Genomic DNA, 15,709 nt, shown 5'->3' on the forward strand with positions numbered 1-15,709 from the left:
AGGGGGGCCGCCAACGGCGAATGTTTGCCGCCGGCGGCCACAGGCTTCAGTAGGTGATGGGAATCTCGAATAGCTGGAATGCATCATCTACCGGTCGATAACCCAGGACCCGCGTGGTCTCGCTCAAATCCAGGCGCTTGAAGCGGTTGTTGGAAATGCCATGGGCGATCAGGTGCTTGACCCCTTCCGCCTCCACCGAACGCTGCAACAACTGGACGGCATCCCGAGGGCTGAGCCAGGCGCTGAGGTCGCGAGCGTTGTTCAGGTCGTGGGTTTCGGCAAATTCAAAGGCCCCAATGCGTAGAGCGATAGTGGAGAGTGGGGTTTTGGCCGCGTAATACCCGCACAGCGCTTCGCCGTAGCATTTGCTCACGCCATACAGGTTGGCCGGCAGCACCGGCATGCCGGGGGTGATTTGCCGGTCCACCGGATAGCCTTCGATGGTCTGGGCGCTGCTGGCGAAGACCAGGCGCTTGACGTGGGCGGCCACGGCCGCTTCGAACAGATAGGTGGTGGCGAGGATATTGTTGGGTAGCAGTTCGTCAAAGGTCGCGCTGGCGTGGGGAATGCCCGACAGGTGCACGATCACATCGATGCCGTCGAGCAGCGCTGGCAGTGCGGTTTTGTCGCTCAAGTCGGCCTGCACGAAGCGATGGCCGTCGAGGGCGAAGCCTGGTGTGACGCGGTCGGTGAGGGTGAAGCGGTAACGATCTTTCGAGGCCTCGAAGAAGGTCTTGCCGATTCTGCCGCAGGCACCGGTGAGCAGTACGTTGAGTCCTTTCATCGTGTAGTCCTTAGTTGTGACCGTCGAGGGCAAAAGCCTGGAAACCTGGGCGCTGGCTGAGTAGGGCGTAGTACGCGTCCACAGCCGGGTAGGCAGGGCGCTCCATGGGCGTCATCCGCCAGCGGTGCACTGACAGGCCGATCAGGATATCGGCCAAGGTGAAGTTATCCCCGGCCACATAGGCGCCGGTTTTGATCAATTGTTGCTCCAGCAGTCCCATCTTGTCGTTCCAGCCGCGCACGCCGGCGGCAACGCGCTGCGGGTCCTGGAAGTCCGGGTTGTTGCGCACCAGGGCATGGAAGGCGTAGCCCCAGGAGGGGTTGAGCTCGGTGGCTTGCCAATCCATCCATTGCTCGACCCTGGCCCGTGGCGCAGGGGCGGCGGGCAGCAGGTCGTGGCGTTGGTGCAAGCCCACCAGGTAACGGCAAATGGTGTTGGATTCCCATAGCACGCCATTGTCATCGAGGATGACCGGTACCTGGGCGTTAGGGTTCAAGGCAAGGAATTCGGGTGACTGGGTAGGGGTGAAGCCGATGCCCCAATCTTCACGCTGGTAGGGGATAGCCAGTTCCTGGCAGGTCCACAGGACTTTTCGTACGTTGATGGACGAAGTGCGACCCAAGATTTTCAGCGCGTGTCCCATGGTGCTTCCCTGGCAAAAGGTGAGTTGGGCAATTTAGCAGGGGCGCGGGAGGACAGCGATAGAGTTAAGTGGGCATGCTCAAAAATGTGGGAGCGGGCTTGCCCGCGATAACGGTGTGTCAGGCAATACATCTGGCACTGATACACCGCTATCGCGGGCAAGCCCGCTCCCACATTGGTTCAGGTGCTCTCGCGCACCTTCAATTCAAACCCCATATCCACCACCGGCCGGGCGATCTTGTTGCCTGCCATCACTGTCAGCAAATGCTCTGCCGCGCGTCGGCCAATGGCTTCGCGCGGGGTGCTGATGCTGCTCAGACGCGGCACCATGAAGCTGGAGGCGGGCAGGTCGTTGAAGCCCAGCACCGCCACTTGCTGCGGTACCTTGATCCCGTGGCGCAAGGCTTCGAGCAAGGCGCCGTGGGCCAGGTCATCGTTGCCGAAAAAAATCGCGTCCACGTCCGGATGGCTGGCCAGCAGTTGCAGGAACAGTTCACCACCCAGTCCCACCGACGAGGGGCGCGGGGTCAGCAGTTCCAATGCCGGGTCGTACAAACCGGCCTTCTGCAGGCCTTGGCGGAAGCCTTCGCCGCGCAGCAGCGTGCGCTGGTCCAGCTGTGCGCCAACATAGGCCAGGCGCTTGCGACCCCGGGAGATCAGGTGGGCGGCGGCGGTTTCGCCGGCACTGATCTGCGAGAAACCCACGCAGTTGAGGCCGGCCGTGGGGTCCAGGTCCATCATGTACACGCAAGGTACATTGCTCGACTCCACCATGCGCCGGGCGCTTTCGGTGCGATCAAAACCGGTCAGCAGCAAGCCCCGCGGCTGATAGGCCATGTAGTTGCGCAGCAGGTTTTCTTCTTCGTCCCGGGAATAGTGGGTATTGCCGATCAGCACTTCGAAGCCCTTGGGCCGCAACACCTGGTGAATGGCCTCCAGGGTTTCGATAAACAGCAGGTTGGACAGCGAAGGCACCAGCACTACCACCGACTGGCTCTGTGCAGAGGCCAGGGCGCGGGCGGCCGGGTTGACCACGTAGCTCAGCTCGGCGGCGGCTTTTTGCACCTTTTCCACCAGGTCGGGGGCCACGGTGCTGATGCCGCGCAAGGCCCGGGAGGCCGTGATCGGACTGACGCCCGCCAGGCGGGCAACTTCGTTGAGGGTAGGGCGACCCGTCGTGCGGGTATTTTTATCGTTCTTGGAGGTCATCAGGCGGCTTGCCAAACAAAAATCGAGGCACTAAGGTAGCGCTGTCTCCAAAGGCCTGCAAATACTTGCGCAAAGGGTTGCCTGATCCTTGCTCAAACGGTTGGAGCGGATGCACGCGTCACTCCATAAAAATGACAATTAGGCGCGGGAAAAGCCTGTTTTTGCACTAGCCTTAGGGCGTGCAAAGGTAGCGCTATCTGCGTCCTGAGGTGTTTCATGAGTCAACCTGTTACCGCCCTGGTCATCATGGGTGTTTCCGGCTGTGGTAAGTCCAGTGTCAGCGAGGCCCTGTGCCTGTTGAACGGCGCCACCGCCATTGAAGGCGACAGCTTTCACCCGGCTGCCAATATCGAAAAGATGAGCGCAGGCCATCCTCTCAACGACGACGACCGTGCCGGCTGGCTGGATATCCTCTGCGATGAGCTGCGCCGTGCGCTCAAGGCTGGCGAGCATCCAGTGCTGACCTGTTCGGCGCTGAAGAAAAAATACCGCGACCACCTGCGCGAAGCCGCGCCGGGCCTGGGCTTTGTCTTCCTGGAACTGACCCGCGAGGTGGCCGCCGACCGCGTGTCCCATCGCCCCGGCCATTTCATGCCGGCCAGCCTGATCGACAGCCAGTTCGCCACCCTCGAATCGCCTATCGGCGAGCCGCTGACCCTGGCCCTCAATGCCAGTGAAGACAGCATCGAGGACCTGGCCGCGCAGACCCACGCCTGGTGGCTGACCCACGGCTTTGAACCTTCCCGATGATTTTTTGGCCGAAAGATAGCGCTATCTGGCGGCACGAAACTCAACACCCGCTTTAATAACAACAACAAACAGGAGAGACCCCCATGTTTGGAATGTCCCACGAGTCGTACCTGCTGCTTGATGCAGTGGTCACTATCATCGGGCTGATCGTGTTGATCACCCGGTTCAAGGTTCACCCCTTTATTGCCCTGATCATCGCCGCAGGCTTCCTTGGCCTGACCTCGGGCATGCCCGTGGACAAGATCATCAAGGCCTTCCAGGACGGTTTTGGCGGTGTGCTCGGGTTTGTCGGGATTATCCTGGCGCTGGGTACGATGCTCGGCAAGATGATGGCCGAATCCGGCGGTGCCGATCAGATCGCGCAAACCCTGATCCGTGCTTTCGGCAAGGACAAGGTGCAATGGGCGATGATGTTCGCCGCCTTCCTGGTGGGCATCCCGCTGTTCTTCGAGATCGGCTTTGTGCTGCTGATCCCGCTGGTGTTCATCGTCGCGCGGCGTACCGGTGTATCGCTGATCAAGATCGGCATCCCGCTGCTCGCCGGCCTGTCGGCGGTCCATGGCCTGGTGCCGCCGCACCCGGGGCCGTTGCTGGCCATCGGCGTGTTTGGCGCAGACATTGGCAAGACCATTCTCTACGGCCTGATCGTTGCCTTGCCGACCGCCATCATTGCCGGGCCGATCTTCGGTACGTTCATTGCCAAGCACATCCCGGGCAACCCGTCCCAGGAGCTGGTGGATCAACTGGCCCGTGAGACCGACTCGAAAAACCTGCCGAGCTTCAGCATCACCCTGATCACCGTGCTGCTGCCGGTGTTCCTGATGCTGCTCAAAACCTTTGCTGACATCGCCTTTGCCGAAGGCAATGTGGTGCGCAACTGGATGGACATGATCGGCCACCCGATCAGTGCCTTGCTCCTGGCGTTGCTGCTGTCGCTTTACACCTTTGGCCATCGCCAGGGCATCCACTCCAAGCAGATCCTCAAGCTGCTCGACGCCAGCCTTGCGCCGACCGCCGCGATCATCCTGATCATCGGTGCCGGCGGTGGTTTCAAGCAGATGCTGGTGACCAGCGGCGTGGGTGACGTGATCGGCCATATGGCGGTGACGGCGCAGATCAATCCGATCCTGCTGGCCTGGCTGGTGGCGGCGGTGATTCGCATTGCCACGGGTTCGGCGACCGTTGCCACCATTACTGGCGCGGGTATCGTGGTGCCGGTGGTGGGGATGGTGCCGGGGGTCAACCTGGAGTTGCTGGTGCTGGCGACGGGGGCGGGGTCGTTGATTCTGTCGCACGTCAACGATGCAGGGTTCTGGTTGGTGAAGCAGTACTTCAACATGACCGTGGCCGAGACGTTCAAGACCTGGACGGCGATGGAGACCATTCTGTCCATCGTGGCACTGGGCTTCATCATGTTGCTGTCGTTGGTGGTGTAACCCAAGCAAAATGTGGGAGCGGGCTTGCCCGCGATTGCGGTGTATCAGTGCAAGATGTATTGCCTGACACACAGCAATCGCGGGCAAGCCCGCTCCCACATTCGTTATCGGGCAGCTATCAGGCTTTCGTGACCAGCCCATCAGCCCGGAACATGGCCCGGATCCCGCGCACCGCCTGGCGAATGCGGTCCTGGTTCTCGATCAGCGCAAAGCGCACATGGTCATCGCCATACTCGCCAAAGCCGATCCCCGGCGAGACACACACCTTGGCTTCCAGCAGCAACTTCTTGGCAAATTCCAGGGAGCCCATGGCGGCATACGCCTCGGGAATCTTCGCCCAGACGTACATCGACGCCTTCGGGTTCTCCACCATCCAGCCCAGCTCATGCAGACCCTTGACCAGCACGTTGCGGCGTTGGCGGTACTGCTCGGCAATGTCTTTCACACATTGCTGGTCACCTTCCAGCGCGGCAATGGCCGCCACTTGCAGCGGGGTGAAGGTGCCGTAGTCGTGGTAGCTCTTGATGCGCGCCAGGGCGTTGACCAGTTCAGCGTTGCCAACCATAAAGCCAATGCGCCAGCCGGCCATGTTGTAGCTCTTGGAGAGGGTGAAAAACTCCACCGCAATGTCCTTGGCGCCCGGCACCTGCATGATCGACGGGGCTTTCCAGCCGTCGTAGACGATATCGGCGTAGGCCAGGTCGTGGATCACCAGCACGTCGTACTGTTTGGCCAGGGCGATCACCCGCTCGAAGAAATCCAGCTCCACGCACTGCGCCGTGGGGTTGGACGGGAAGCCGAGGATCATCATCTTGGGCTTGGGAATCGAACCGCGAATCGCCCGTTCCAGCTCGGCAAAAAAATCCACGCCGGGAATCAGCGGCACCGAGCGCACCTGGGCGCCGGCAATCACGGCACCGTAGATGTGGATCGGGTAGCTGGGGTTGGGCACCAGGACCGTGTCGCCCTGGTCCAGGGTGGCCAGCATCAAGTGCGCCAGGCCTTCCTTGGAACCGATGGTGACGATGGCTTCGGTTTCCGGGTCGATATCCACTTCGTAGCGATCCTTGTACCAGCGCGAAATAGCGCGGCGCAGGCGCGGGATGCCTTTGGAGGTGGAGTAGCCGTGGGTGTCTTCACGCTGGGCGACGGTCACCAGTTTCTCCACGATATGCGGTGGAGTCGGGCCGTCGGGGTTACCCATGCTCAAGTCGATGATGTCTTCGCCGCGCCGACGCGCAGCCATCTTCAGCTCGGCAGTGATATTGAAAACATAAGGGGGGAGTCGATCTATGCGCGCAAAGCGGCGCGGCGAACCTTGGTCAGCCATTGTTGCCTCGGAGTACGTAAGCGCCCGGAACCGTCCGAGCGACGTCGGCCACTGCGGTGGCCTGCGGGGCAGACAATACGGGCGATGACAGCCGGTTGTCCAGATGGCGTAGGAAATTTTTCCATCTGGAGTGTGAAGTGCGTATGCCCCTATACTCGGTATGGTTTTGGTCACTCACCCATGGAGATTGTGCAGATGAACCAACAGGCAACGCGACCCCTCGAACCCCGCATGGAAGAGGGCAAGGCCATGGTGATCGCCGGGGTCGGCGGTCATTACGGCAAGGCCACGCTGGGGGACATCCCGAAGTTGTGGGAGTTGTTCGACACCTGCATCAAAGAGATCAAGAACCGCATCGGCGGCGTGACCTACGGCGTTTGCTATAACGCCACGCAAGAAGAATTCGATTACATCGCCGGGGTCGAAGTGCCGGCCAAGGGCGATGTGCCAAGCAACTTCGAATCCATCGAAGTGCCGGCCAATCATTATGCGGTCTTTGCGCATTACGGGCCGGTGTATGCGCTGTCGCAGACCTATGAGCGAGTCATGTACGAGTGGCTGCCGACCTCGGGTTACACAGTGGCGGGCGCGGATTTCGAGCGCTACAGCGCCGACTTCGATGTGGATAAGGGCACCGGCACCGTGGAAATCTGGCTGCCTGTCAAAAAGTTTGCATAACCTGTAGGAGCCGGCTTGCCGGCGATGGCGAACCAAAGGGCGCCATCGCCGCTGGGGCCTCAATACAACGTGGCCTTTACCCGCTCCGGCATCTCCCGGTCATAGGCCTCGGCATCGAACTGCCCATCATTCAAACGCTTGTGAATGGCGCCCGCTGATGGCAGCGCCGTGCGCTGCAGATGCTTGTCCGGGTTCCAGCAGTCGGAGCGCACAAAGGCTTTGGAGCAGTGGAAATACGCAGCGTCCACCTGCACCACAATCACCGACCGCGCTGGCTTGCCATTCACCGCAAAGCTTTCCAGCAACTGAGGCTCGATGGAGATCTGCGCCCGCCCATTGACCCGTAACGTCTCACCGATCCCCGGGATGATAAACAGCAAGGCGATGCGCGGGTCCACCAGCAGGTTGCGCAAGGTATCGAGCCGGTTATTGCCCGGCCGATCCGGAATCGCCAGGGTGCGCTCATCGATGATGCGCACAAACCCCGGCACATCGCCCCGAGGCGAGCCGTCGAGGCCATCAGGCCCGCAAGAACTGACAATCACCAGCGGCGAGGCTTTCACCATCGCCTGGTAATCCTCATTGAGAAATCCGATTTCCTTGTGCAGGGCGCGCTCGTGGGGCTTGCCGTAAAGGGTTTCGAGCTGTTCGAGGCTGGTTAGCATGGGAGTCTCCTTGTGCGTCGTCAGAACAGTAGCGACAACCGCCGCTCATAGCCAACCCGCCCCTTATACGCCTCGCCCCGGTCTACCCAGCCTTGCTGCAAGTACAAGCTCATCGCCGCCACATTGTCGCTGTCCACCGACAACTCCAGGGCGGTGATCTGCGGCCAGGCCTGGCGGGCGGCGGCGGGCAGGGCTTGCAGGCAGGCTTTGCCCAAGCCCCGGCCTTGTTGGTGGCGATCGACTTGCAGGGCGTGCAGGGTGGCGCTGTGTTCGCTGGCCCAATGGGGCAGGCAGGGCGGGCGCTTGAGTAGCAGGAAGGCTACGGGAATGTCGTCGGCCAGCAGGGCGAAGCCCCTGATGCCGGGGCTGGGGTTGACCTGCAGGCTGTTCAGCGCGCAGTAGATGTCGCCGCTATAGGGCAGTTGCTCGGGGTGGACTTCCAGAGTGGCGAGTTGCTGTTGCTGGACAGCGGTCAGCGTCTCATAGGGCGCGAGGCGGGTTTCCATCGGGCAGGTATCCGAAGTCCTACAGGGAAGTCGCGAATTCTAGCGGCTTTACCCTCGGCGAAATTATTTTTCGCAGGCTTGTCGATTTGCCGGCGGGGCATTCGACCAAAGGTGTCTTCCGTGATTTGCACCCCGAGGAGCATCGCCATGAACAACGCAATCAACAGCCTGATCGAGCAATGGAAACAAGCAGTCATCGCTAAGGATATCCAGCAGATTGTCAGCTTTTACGCCGACGATATCGTCGCGTTCGATGCTGTCAATGCCCTGCAGTTCAAAGGCAAGGCAGCCTACCGCGCCCATTGGCAGGCCTGCATGGAGTCTTGCCCGGGCCCCGGTGTCTTTGAGTTCCATGAGCTGCATATCGTCGCCGCCGAAAACAGCGCCTTTGCCCATTGGCTCGCGCACTGTGGTGGTTCGGGGCCAGACGGCGTGCTCAAGACCTGCTGGATGCGCGTCACCGCCGGTTATCAGCGGACCAACGGGCAATGGCAGGTGGTGCATGAGCACTGGTCTGCACCGTTCGATATGGAAACCGGCGCCGGTCTGTTCGACCTGAAACCTTGATCGCCGCCAACTATAGTCAGTAGTCCGCAAACGGAGAACGCCATGAAATACCTGTGCCTGGTCTACAGCGCCGAAGCCTTGCTGCACAGCCTGCCCGACAGCCCCAAGGACCCGGAATGCCACGCCTACGCCGAAGCGATCCACGCCAGTGGCCGCATGCTCGCGGCGCAGGCCCTGGAGCCGGTGAGCACGGCCACCACCGTACGCATGCGCAACGGCAAGCTGTCGATCACCGATGGGCCGTTCGCCGAAACCAAGGAGCAGCTTGCCGGCTTCTACCTGATTGAGGCCAAGGACTTGAATGAGGCGCTGCAGGTAGCCGGTGGTATCCCGGCGGCGCGGGTCGGCAGTGTGGAAGTGCGCCCCGTGCGTGAATTGAATCTCTGAACCCAACAATCATAAGACTCAGGAGGTTTACCCAATGAACACTCAACCTGCTGCATTCGAACTGTCCATCAGCCGCGTGATCGACGCGCCACCGAGCCGGGTGTTTCGTGCCTGGACCGAGCCGGCCTTGTTGCAGCAATGGTGGGGCCCCCACGGCATGACCACGCCGGAGTGCGAAATGAACCTGTGGGTCGGTGGTCTGTTTCGCACCCTGATGCGCGCGCCGGATGGCAGCGAGTATCCGACCCAGGGCGTATTCCTGGAGATCGACGCGCCGCGCCGGCTGGTGTTTACCGATGCATTCCTGCCGGGTTGGATTCCATCGGGCAAGCCGTTCATGAGCGCCGAAGTGACCTTCGAGGAGGTCGAGGGCAAGACCCGCTACACCGCCCGCGCCATGCACTGGAGCGAAGCCGACAAGCAGGCCCATGAAGCCATGGGCTTTCATCAGGGCTGGGGCGAGAGCCTGGATCGGTTGGTGAGCCTGGTGACCCAGAGCCTGCGCGATTGACCGTCAAAGACCAGGTCGAGGCGATCTACCGCAGCGAGTCCCGGCGCATCCTGGCGACCTTGATTCGCCTGCTGGGGGATTTCGACCTCGCCGAAGAAGCCCTGCATGAGGCGTTCTTCGTCGCGGTCGAGCGCTGGCAGCAGGAGGGGGTGCCTGACAACCCGCGGGCGTGGCTGGTCTCGACCGGGCGCTTCAAGGCCATCGACCGTCTGCGTCGCCAGGCCCGCTTCACCCCGTTGCTGCAGGAGCAGGCCGATGCGCTGCAAGCGGCTGACTGGAGTACCGAAGACGTGGAAGACGACCGCCTGCGCCTGATCTTTACGTGCTGCCACCCGGCGCTGGCGGCGGATGCCCAGGTGCCGCTGACCCTGCGTGAGATTTGTGACCTCACCACCGAGGAAATTGCCCGGGCTTTCCTGGTCACGCCGGCCACCATCGCCCAACGCATCGTGCGCGCCAAGGGCAAGATCCGCGAAGCGAGGATTCCCTATCAAGTGCCTGCCCTGGCGGAGTTGCCCGAACGCCTGGACAGCGTACTGCGGGTGATTTACCTGGTGTTCAACGAGGGCTATTCGGCGTCCATGGGCGCCGACCTGACCCGTGATGACTTGACCCGCGAGGCCATACGCCTGGGCCATCTGCTGTTGGAGTTGCTGCCGGAACCGGAAGTCATGGGCCTGCTGGCCTTGATGCTGCTCCACGAGTCCCGGCGCCCGGCCCGGTTATCACCTGTCGCTGAACTGGTGCTGCTGGATGAACAGGACCGCACGCTATGGGATGCAGGGTTGATTGCCCAAGGTTGCGCGTTGGTGCAGCAGGCCCTCGCCACCCGGCGCTTTGGCCCTTACTGCCTGCAAGCGGCGATTGCGGCAGTGCACGCCGAAGCGCCGAGCGCGGCGCAGACGGATTGGCCACAGATTATTGGTTTGTATGACGTGTTGCTGAGGATGCTGCCGTCGCCGGTGATCGAACTCAACCGCGCTGCTGCCCTGGCCATGCGCGATGGGCCCTTGGCGGGGTTGCAGCAAGTGGAGGGAATCCTGGCGCGTGGCGAGTTGCTGGACTACCACCTGGCGCATTCGGCGCGTGGGGAGTTCTGCCGGCAATTGGGGCGTATGAAAGAGGCGCGCCAGGCCTACGAAAAAGCCCTGGCCCTGACCCATCAAACCCCGGAAAAACGCTTCATCGAACGTCGCCTAGCCACCTGCACCGAAACCTCCTTGTAGGCGCCGGCAAGCCGGCCCCCACAGAGGCTATTCGAGCATTTTTTCCAGCAGCCAGCTCCCCGCAGTGCCTGGCGGGTGTTGCCGTGACCATAAGGCATCCACGGCCACCGAGCGTGGCCAGCCGCGAGCCTTGAGCTCCACCAGTTGGCCATTAGCAAAGCGCTCCACCAACCAGCGCGGCAAGGCTGCCCAGCCAAAACCGAGGATGGCCATTTCCATCAGCATCAAAAAGCTGGGGGCGGACCACACTCGGCCGGTCTGCCGGTTTTCATTGGGGTTGATGATGCTTGCCAGGCGCAGCTCGCGATGTTGTTGCAGGCTTTGCTGATTGATGGGATCGAGGCTGGCCAGTGCATGCCGCGGGGAAACAAACAGCGCAAGCTGCGCGCCCTCATCGACGGTGGCATGGGTCAGGTCTGGCGGGTAGACCTCCTGCGCCTCGATAAACGCGAGCTGCGCCCGCCCGCTTTGCACCAGGGCGATGAGGTCTTCGCATTCGGCAATCAGCCACTCCAGCTCCAGGTCTGGATAGCGCTGTTCCAGGGCGCTGAGCAGGGTTTCGAAGCGTCCCGACTGATAAGTATCGGACATGGCAATACTGAGCTTGGGCTCCAGCCCCTGGGACAACTGGCTGGCGGCAAGCTCCAGGCGGCTGCTGGCCTCCAGCACGTGTTCGGCCCGTTGCAGCAGCACATGCCCGGCCGGAGTCAGGGTGGGTTTGCGGCTGCTGCGGTCGAACAGCACCACGTCCAGATCAATCTCCAGGCTGGCCACTGCGGCGCTGACCGTTGATTGGCTCTTGCCCAGTTTGCGCGCCGCCGCCGAAAACGAGCCTTGGGTCGCCGCTTGCACAAACGCTTGCAACACTTCATGCGAAGCCATCATCTATCGCCTTGATCGATGGTTATTGATTATTAAGTATCGAGTTAGGGATCGATAATGGCAACCCAAGACATTCCCAGAGCCACACTTATGAACACCCCCAAGTCCGTCACCGAACGTGTTTTCCAGGCCCTTGGCTTCGAAGGCCTGGCCTTGCTGATCTGTACCCCGTTGCTCGTCTGGATCACCGGTCGGCCGGCCCTGGAAATGGGCGCGGTGACCCTGGCCATCAGTTTGTTGGCGCTGACGTGGAATATGATTTTCAACAGCGTGTTCGACCGCCTCAAGGTGCGCCTGCAACTGGCCAACAGCGTCAAGACCCGGATCGTGCACGCCCTGCTGTTCGAGGGCGGGCTGATTCTGTTTGCCGTGCCGCTGATTGCCGCGTGGCTGAATATCAGCCTGATGCAGGCGTTTATCCTGGATATCGGCGTGCTGTTGTTCTTCCTGCCTTACACCTATGTGTACCACTGGGTCTACGACGTGCTGCGGGAAAAATTCCTGTGCAGGAGCGAGCTCGCTCGCGAAGGGCGTTAACGATGACGCGGGCCGTCAGACGAACATCCCACCCGACGCCTCGATGCGTTGCCCATTGATCCACTTGCTGCCATCGGCCAGCAGCGTGGAGATCGCCCCGCCAATGTCGTCCGGCAGGCCGACCCGACCCAGGGCCGTGTTGCTGGCGACAAAGGCATTGATCTCGGCGTTATCGCGCACCGCGCCGCCGCCGAAGTCGGTTTCAATGGCGCCAGGGGCGAGCGTGTTGACGCTGATCCCTCGTGCACCCAACTCCTTGGCCTGGTAGCGGGTCAGTACTTCCACCGCGCCTTTCATTGAGGCGTAGGCGGCATAGCCCGGCAGGCTGAAACGCGCCAGGCCGCTGGAAATATTGATGATGCGCCCGCCATCGACGATCCGCGCGAGCAGCTTCTGGGTCAGGAAAAACGGGCCCTTGAGGTGGATTGCGACCATTTGGTCGAACTGTTCTTCGGTGGTCTCGACAAAGCTGGCGTGGGTGCCGATACCGGCGTTGTTGATCAGGAAATCGAACTGTTGCTGTGCGAAAACTTCCTTCAGCGTGCGGCCAACTTCGCCGACGAAGCCGTCGAATGTGGCGCTTTTGCTCACATCCAATTGCAACATGGCGGCGCGGCCACCGAGTTGTTCAATCTGCGCCACGACTGCCTGTGCCTCTTCGGCCTTGCTGTAGTAGGTGCCGATAATGTCGATGCCTTGGGCGGCCAGGTGCAGGGCGGTGCTTTTGCCCAAGCCACGGCTGGCGCCGGTGATCAGTGCGATTTTACGGGTCATGGTGCAGTCCTCGGAGCGGGTGGGTAACGCTGGGACTGAGTGTATTTGTCCGGGCAATACGTGATAAACATGGCTAATCCGGAATCACTGGTCGGATCAGACGAACAATCACGGGTCACCACCATGAACAAGCTGGAGTTGTTGCGCACCTTTGTCCGCGTCACCGAGCTGTCGAGCTTCACCCAGGCCGGCGATAGCCTGGGGCTGCCGCGTTCGACCGTATCCGAACAGGTGCGCGCCCTGGAAGACCTGTTGGGCACGCGTCTGTTGCAGCGCACCACGCGTAAGGTGCAGGCCACCCAGGACGGGCGGGTGCTGTATGAGCGCAGCAAGGACCTGCTGGCCGATATGGAGGAGCTGGAAGGGCTGTTTCGCCAGGATGAGGCGCAATTGACCGGGCGGATCCGTATCGACATGCCCAATGTGATGGCGCGCAAGGTGATCGTGCCGCGCCTGCCGGAGTTTATGGATCGGCATCCCTTGATCGAGTTGGAAATCAGCAGCTCTGACCGTCAGGTCGACCTCCTGGCCGAAGGCTTTGATTGTGTGCTGCGCGTGGGCGTACAGCCGGACCAGTCGGTGGTCGCACGGCTGTTATGCAGCATGCCGATGATCAACTGCGTAAGCCCCGGCTACCTGCAACGCTATGGCGAACCCAAGACCCTGGCCGACCTGGCCGCACATCAGTTGGTGCACTACGTGCGGCCGCTGGGTGCGCGTTCAACGGGTTTTGAGTATGCGCAGGGCAACAAGGTGCAGCGCATTGCCATGGCTGGGCGCGTCACGGTCAGCAGCACAGACGCGTACCAGTCGGCGTGCCTCGCCGGTTTCGGGATCATCCAGGTGCCGGGGCTGGGCATCCGCGAATTGCTCGAAAAGGGCGAGTTGGTGGCGGTGCTTCCCGACTACCCCGCGCCCGCGCTGGATGTGTCGATGTTGTATGCCGGCCAGCGGCACTTGCCGCTACGGGTGCGGGTGCTGATGGACTGGTTGGCGGCCACCTTGAAGGGCCTGCTTTAACGGCGTGTGGATAATTGCTGGGGCGCGAGGAAGGCGTCGTGGAAGTAGTCGCGCAATGCTTGCATCGCCGGGGTGAACGCGCGTTCGCGGTGCCAGGCCAGGCCGACGCTCATGGGCGTGACCTTGTCGGTCACGCTCAAGGTCTCGATGCGCTTGCCTTCCAAAGACCAGGGGCGGTGCACCAGGTCGGACAGAATCGCCACGCCGCTGCCATTGGCCACCATACTGCGCACCGCTTCTACCGAACTGGTGCGCAGCCGCACCTTGGGCGCTTGCCCGGCCTGTTCCCAGTAGCGCATGGCACTTTGTTCTGCCTCATCCACGGTCAGCAGGATGTAGGGCTCGCGCGCCACATCGGCCAGGCTCACCGCACGGCGTTCGCACAGCGGGTGGTGGCTGGGCAGCCACAGGCGGCGTTCGGAATTGAACAGGATCTGCGAGACGATATCCGGGTGGGTCAGGTTGGCGGTGAGTACCACGGCCATATCGAACTGGCCATCCAGCAGCCCTTGTTCGATCGCCTGGCGCTCCTGCTCGAAGACCTCGATGGTCACGTCCGGATGCCAGTGTTCCATGCGTTGCAGGTGGTGCGGCAGGAAGTAACCCAACACCGTGTAACTGGCCGCAACCCGCAGCACGCCACTGGCGCGGTAGTCTGGCAGCGGACTGTTCAGCGCGTCGTCGACACTGCGCACAATCACATAGGCGCGGTTGAGAAAATGCCGCCCGGCATCGGTCAGGTTCATGCCCTGGGCCGAGCGCACAAACAGCTGGGCACCGAGCATGGCTTCCAGCTCCTTGATCGCGGTGGTCACCGCCGACTGGGAGATGTTCAGGTGGATCGCCGCCTGGGAAATCTGGCCGATTTCGGCGGTGGCGACAAAGTAACGAACCTGGCGCAACGTCAAGGACATACAGATTGCTCGTCGTGGTATCTGATTTTCAGAAGATACCCTATCTGATAATAGATCTTCCCAAGGGATCAAGGGCCGGCCTATTTTCGATGGCACGAACTCTTGCGGAGCAGGCCCCGATGCAAACAGTGGATTTCAACTCGGACATGGGCGAAAGCTTCGGCCCCTGGACCATCGGCGACGGTGTGGATCACGAACTGATGGCGTTTATCAGCTCCGCCAACGTGGCCACCGGCTTCCATGCCGGTGACCCCGGCACCATGCGCCGCACCATCGAGCGCGCCAAGGCCTTGGGCGTAGCCATCGGCGCGCACCCGGGCTTTCGCGACCTGGTGGGGTTTGGCCGCCGCCATATCAACGCCCCGGCCCAGGAACTGGTAGACGACATGCTCTACCAACTGGGTGCCCTGCGCGAATTGGCGCGGGTGCAGGGCGTGACCTTGCAGCACATCAAGCCCCATGGCGCGCTGTACATGCACCTGGCCCGGGACGAAGAGGCCGCACGGCTGCTGGTAGAAAACCTGCAGCGCCTGGAGCCGGAACTGCTGCTGTATTGCATGCCCGGTTCGGTGATCTGGCGCATTGCCAAGGAGCTGGGGCAGCCGGTGGTTCGCGAGTTTTATGCCGACCGTGAGTACGATCTGTCTGGTTCCATTGTGTTTACCCGCAACGTACGCGCCCTGGACCCCGCGACGGTGGCAGCGCGGGTGCTGCGTGCCTGCCAGACCGGCTTGGTGCGCACCGTCGAAGGCGAAGACCTGTTTATCGAATTCGATTCCATCTGCTTGCACAGCGATACACCGGGCGCCCTGGACCTGGTGGAAGCGACCCGCACAGCCCTGGACCAGGCGGGCATCACCGTGGCATCTGGGCTTTCTGTGGCGAGCGGGC

The 15,709-nt window shown here is 61.7% G+C and carries 19 protein-coding genes; 10 read left to right on the forward strand and 9 right to left on the reverse strand.

What is annotated here, in order from left to right; all coding sequences use genetic code 11:
• Positions 1-46: 46 nt before the first annotated feature.
• From BHC62_RS14130 to BHC62_RS14140, 3 genes are all read right to left on the reverse strand, one after another.
• Positions 47-784, reverse strand: a complete 738-nt coding sequence (locus tag BHC62_RS14130) for an NAD(P)-dependent oxidoreductase (RefSeq protein ID WP_029296455.1) — start codon at positions 782-784, stop codon at positions 47-49.
• Between the two features lie 10 nt (positions 785-794).
• On the reverse strand, positions 795-1,427 hold the full coding sequence (locus tag BHC62_RS14135; protein ID WP_070995335.1) for a glutathione S-transferase family protein: 633 nt from the start codon (positions 1,425-1,427) through the stop codon (positions 795-797).
• 179 nt (positions 1,428-1,606) lie between these two features.
• On the reverse strand, positions 1,607-2,638 hold the full coding sequence (locus BHC62_RS14140) for a LacI family DNA-binding transcriptional regulator (protein WP_029296458.1): 1,032 nt from the start codon (positions 2,636-2,638) through the stop codon (positions 1,607-1,609).
• Between the two features lie 213 nt (positions 2,639-2,851).
• Here BHC62_RS14140 and BHC62_RS14145 point away from each other — a divergent pair, with 213 nt between their 5' ends.
• On the forward strand, positions 2,852-3,385 hold the full coding sequence (locus tag BHC62_RS14145) for a gluconokinase (RefSeq protein ID WP_029296460.1): 534 nt from the start codon (positions 2,852-2,854) through the stop codon (positions 3,383-3,385).
• Between the two features lie 83 nt (positions 3,386-3,468).
• Positions 3,469-4,821: a GntP family permease gene (locus tag BHC62_RS14150; protein ID WP_029296462.1), complete on the forward strand. Its 1,353-nt coding sequence runs from the start codon at positions 3,469-3,471 to the stop codon at positions 4,819-4,821.
• A 118-nt stretch (positions 4,822-4,939) separates the two neighbouring features.
• On the opposite strand, the gene alaC is transcribed toward BHC62_RS14150, so the two are convergent.
• A complete protein-coding gene (alaC, locus tag BHC62_RS14155; protein ID WP_029296464.1) occupies positions 4,940-6,151 on the reverse strand; it encodes an alanine transaminase in 1,212 nt (403 codons plus the stop codon).
• Between the two features lie 195 nt (positions 6,152-6,346).
• Here alaC and BHC62_RS14160 point away from each other — a divergent pair, with 195 nt between their 5' ends.
• A complete protein-coding gene (locus tag BHC62_RS14160; RefSeq protein WP_070995336.1) occupies positions 6,347-6,829 on the forward strand; it encodes a GyrI-like domain-containing protein in 483 nt (160 codons plus the stop codon).
• A gap of 59 nt (positions 6,830-6,888) precedes the next feature.
• On the opposite strand, the gene BHC62_RS14165 is transcribed toward BHC62_RS14160, so the two are convergent.
• Both BHC62_RS14165 and BHC62_RS14170 read right to left on the reverse strand, forming a co-directional pair.
• Positions 6,889-7,494 carry a pyridoxamine 5'-phosphate oxidase family protein gene (locus tag BHC62_RS14165; RefSeq protein ID WP_070995337.1) on the reverse strand — a complete coding sequence of 202 codons (606 nt, stop codon included), beginning with the start codon at positions 7,492-7,494 and terminating at the stop codon, positions 6,889-6,891.
• 20 nt (positions 7,495-7,514) lie between these two features.
• Entirely contained in the window at positions 7,515-8,000 is a 486-nt protein-coding gene (locus BHC62_RS14170) for an N-acetyltransferase (protein ID WP_070995338.1), read from the reverse strand.
• 147 nt (positions 8,001-8,147) lie between these two features.
• Between BHC62_RS14170 and BHC62_RS14175 the strand changes: the two genes are divergently transcribed.
• From BHC62_RS14175 to BHC62_RS14190, 4 genes are read left to right on the forward strand one after another with little or no spacing between them, the layout of a single operon-like run.
• Positions 8,148-8,567, forward strand: coding sequence for a nuclear transport factor 2 family protein (locus BHC62_RS14175; protein WP_070995339.1), 420 nt, complete (start codon positions 8,148-8,150; stop codon positions 8,565-8,567).
• 42 nt (positions 8,568-8,609) lie between these two features.
• Complete coding sequence (locus BHC62_RS14180; protein ID WP_029296475.1) at positions 8,610-8,954, forward strand: YciI family protein; 345 nt, start codon at positions 8,610-8,612, stop codon at positions 8,952-8,954.
• Between the two features lie 34 nt (positions 8,955-8,988).
• Positions 8,989-9,465 carry an SRPBCC family protein gene (locus BHC62_RS14185; protein WP_070995340.1) on the forward strand — a complete coding sequence of 159 codons (477 nt, stop codon included), beginning with the start codon at positions 8,989-8,991 and terminating at the stop codon, positions 9,463-9,465.
• Positions 9,462-10,691, forward strand: coding sequence for an RNA polymerase sigma factor (locus tag BHC62_RS14190; RefSeq protein WP_070995341.1), 1,230 nt, complete (start codon positions 9,462-9,464; stop codon positions 10,689-10,691). The genes BHC62_RS14185 and BHC62_RS14190 overlap by 4 nt, the downstream gene beginning before the upstream one ends.
• A 27-nt stretch (positions 10,692-10,718) precedes the next feature.
• On the opposite strand, the gene BHC62_RS14195 is transcribed toward BHC62_RS14190, so the two are convergent.
• Positions 10,719-11,573 (reverse strand): LysR family transcriptional regulator, encoded by an 855-nt coding sequence (locus tag BHC62_RS14195; RefSeq protein WP_070995342.1) that lies wholly within the window; start codon positions 11,571-11,573, stop codon positions 10,719-10,721.
• A 90-nt stretch (positions 11,574-11,663) separates the two neighbouring features.
• Here BHC62_RS14195 and BHC62_RS14200 point away from each other — a divergent pair, with 90 nt between their 5' ends.
• Complete coding sequence (locus BHC62_RS14200; RefSeq protein ID WP_070995343.1) at positions 11,664-12,110, forward strand: multidrug/biocide efflux PACE transporter; 447 nt, start codon at positions 11,664-11,666, stop codon at positions 12,108-12,110.
• A 15-nt stretch (positions 12,111-12,125) separates the two neighbouring features.
• On the opposite strand, the gene BHC62_RS14205 is transcribed toward BHC62_RS14200, so the two are convergent.
• A complete protein-coding gene (locus tag BHC62_RS14205) occupies positions 12,126-12,884 on the reverse strand; it encodes an SDR family NAD(P)-dependent oxidoreductase (protein ID WP_070995344.1) in 759 nt (252 codons plus the stop codon).
• 123 nt (positions 12,885-13,007) lie between these two features.
• On the opposite strand from BHC62_RS14205, the gene BHC62_RS14210 reads away from it, so the two are divergent.
• Complete coding sequence (locus BHC62_RS14210; protein WP_070995345.1) at positions 13,008-13,904, forward strand: LysR family transcriptional regulator; 897 nt, start codon at positions 13,008-13,010, stop codon at positions 13,902-13,904.
• Here the strand turns inward: BHC62_RS14210 and BHC62_RS14215 are convergent.
• The gene (locus BHC62_RS14215) at positions 13,901-14,818 is read right to left on the reverse strand and encodes a LysR family transcriptional regulator (RefSeq protein WP_029296489.1); all 918 of its coding nucleotides are present in this window, start codon (positions 14,816-14,818) and stop codon (positions 13,901-13,903) included. The genes BHC62_RS14210 and BHC62_RS14215 overlap by 4 nt on opposite strands.
• A gap of 119 nt (positions 14,819-14,937) precedes the next feature.
• Between BHC62_RS14215 and BHC62_RS14220 the strand changes: the two genes are divergently transcribed.
• Positions 14,938-15,709, forward strand: a 772-nt coding sequence (locus tag BHC62_RS14220) for a 5-oxoprolinase subunit PxpA (protein WP_070995346.1), incomplete at its 3' end; no start/stop codon positions are given.

It is taken from the genome of Pseudomonas sp. 06C 126, from assembly GCF_001855215.1.
GTDB classification, from domain to species: Bacteria; Pseudomonadota; Gammaproteobacteria; order Pseudomonadales; family Pseudomonadaceae; genus Aquipseudomonas; species Aquipseudomonas proteolytica.